A 2,361-nucleotide genomic window follows, 5' to 3' on the forward strand; every position below is an offset into this window, starting at 1 on the left:
GCCGGGGCGGGGCGGCAGTTCGGCGGTGTGACGCAGCGGTTGCTCCTCGACCGCGGTCCCGGCAAGCGCGGCGGCAACGGCGGAAATGGCGGGACCGGCGACATCATCGGATTGGCCGGCATCGGGGGCGCCGGCGGCAAGGCGTGGGGTCAGGCCGGGCTGGACGGGTTGTCTTGAGTGAGCGCCGGACGCCCGGCGAGAATCTCGAAAATTTGGTGGTTTCATTTTCCGGAAAAGGCGCTACGGTGCTCATATCCATCGCTGCACGGCGAGGGAAAACAGACACTGGCCGAGTCTGTCGTTGTAGACCGATTGGGAGGTGTCATGTCGTTTGTGAACGCGGCGCCCGACCGCTTGGTGGCAGCCGCTCGCAATCTTGCCGGTATCGGTTCTACGCTCAGTGCTTCCAATGCAACCGCGGCGGCCCCGACATTGGCCGTCTCAGCCGCCGCGAGCGACCAGGTATCGGCCGCAGTCGCTGCGTTCTTCTCGGGGCATGCCCAGGGTTATCAGGCTCTCAGTGCCCAGGCCGCGAAATTCCACAACCAGTTCGTCCAGGCACTCAGCGCCGACGCGAATTCTTACGCATCGGCCGAGTCGGCCAACGCCGCGCAAATGCGTCAAGGCCTCGGTGCCGTACCGGAGGCCGCCCCGGTCGCCGCCGGTGTAACGGTCAAGGCGGCTACCCCGGCGCCACCGGTCCCCAGCGGAGTCGCGCCCGCTGCCGATGCGATCCGCGGCCGCACCGCAAATCCACGTGCCGGCACAGCGGTTGCGCCGGTAGGCGGTACTGCCCCCAAGGGCCAGGGCACCGGCTCGTCCGCCGAAGGCGGTACGCCCGGCGGGAACTGCGGCAGCGGCGGACTGCTACTTCGCGCCGCGATGGTGGGCGAACCTGCCGCCGGTTGGTCGGCGAGTGCTGTCAGAACCGGCGCTTCAGGAGGACTGCTGAGCCGGTTGGTCGACTCCGACGGCTCAAACGACCGGTCCGGCGCCGGCGCGCGCAATGGCGTTTGGCTTGACGGCATCCGCGGTGCCGGTCTGATGGACGGCGCGAAAGGGGAGGCCGTCATCCGGCGCGGCTCCGGCTCCGGCGGATTGTCAGCCGTCCGATTCCCGCAACAATAGACATTTCGACCGCACCCGGCCGTATCGCCGAGTGATCAAGCGCGGCATACGGTCTGCACTGTGGTGAACTCCCTTGCCAGACAAAAAGTTTGAGCAATTGTGAAATAAAGCTTGAATTGCGATTTCGGGTAGTCGTCACCGGTCTCGCCGTTTGCTAATTTGCGTCGGGAAAGCAACCGTCAACGATTTGAATGGCGGAAAAACCATGTACTACGGCACTGCGGGCGACAAGGACCGGGTCATACCGACCGCCACATTCGACCGGCACCGTCCGGAGTGGCACCACCAGGAAGCCCGGCCTGTCCAGACCCCTTGCGATGCAACGTATTCCATGCTGCCCGATCAGCAATGGAAGACGATTGGCGTGATCTCGAACACGGATTGCGTTGCGCAATCCGATGGACGGCGACCGACCCCTCGACGGTCGACCTCCACGGATCTGCTTTATGCGATCGACAACACAGTCCGAGGTCGCACAGCCAAAACGCGAATGCAGCAGCAACGTACCCGGGTTCGAGTCGCGAACGCAACACACAAGTGGGCCATTTCACGAAAAAATTTCGAGCAAAATCCTTCTGACGGTATGACAAACCGCACAGCCGTGGGGACGTGTGTTGTGCCCGCCGAAAATACCTACCGTGCCGCTCAACCGACGGCCGGCCACCTGTCGACTGTAGGCGCAAACGCCCCGCGCACAACGGATTTGACGCCACCGTCAGGATTCCCCCGCAAGCTCAACCACATCTTCCCCCCGGAAGGCAGACATGTCGTATCTGATTGTCACTCCCGACCTACTCACAACTGCGACAGCGGATCTGGCCGATATCGAATCCCGGATCGGCACCGCCAATGCCATCGCCGCCGCCCACACCGCTTCGATTGTGGCCGCGGCCGAGGACGAGGTGTCGACTACAGTCGCGGCCCTGTTCGGCACACACGCCCGGGAGTATCAGGCGCTCGGCACTCACCTCTCGGCGCTCCACCACCGGTTTGTGCGGACGCTCGGGTCTGCCGCGACGTCGTATGCCGGTGCTGAGGCGGCCGGTGCATCGCCACTTCAGGCGGTGCTCGACGTGATCAACGCGCCAACCCAGGCCTTGCTGAACCGCCCGCTGATCGGTAACGGAGCCAACGCCGCGCCCGGAAGCGGCCTTAACGGCGGAGATGGCGGACTGCTGTTCGGCAACGGCGGGGCCGGCGGTTCCGGCGCTTACAACCAGAACGGAGGCAAGG

The 2,361-nt window shown here is 64.7% G+C and carries 2 protein-coding genes; both read left to right on the plus strand.

What is annotated here, in order from left to right; translation table 11 throughout:
- Positions 1-324: 324 nt before the first annotated feature.
- The gene (locus AO501_RS40215; protein ID WP_055578252.1) at positions 325-1,128 is read left to right on the plus strand and encodes a PE family protein; all 804 of its coding nucleotides are present in this window, start codon (positions 325-327) and stop codon (positions 1,126-1,128) included.
- 764 nt (positions 1,129-1,892) lie between these two features.
- On the plus strand, positions 1,893-2,361 hold a 469-nt coding region (locus AO501_RS13735), incomplete at its 3' end, for a PE family protein (RefSeq protein WP_156452540.1).

The organism is Mycobacterium gordonae (assembly GCF_001417955.2).
GTDB lineage: Bacteria > Actinomycetota > Actinomycetes > Mycobacteriales > Mycobacteriaceae > Mycobacterium > Mycobacterium gordonae_B.

What these genes read in the sequence shown, in the direction of transcription:
- AO501_RS40215 (WP_055578252.1), top strand. Translation starts at nt 325, where the DNA reads ATGTCGTTTGTGAACGCGGCGCCCGACCGCTTGGTGGCAGCCGCTCGC.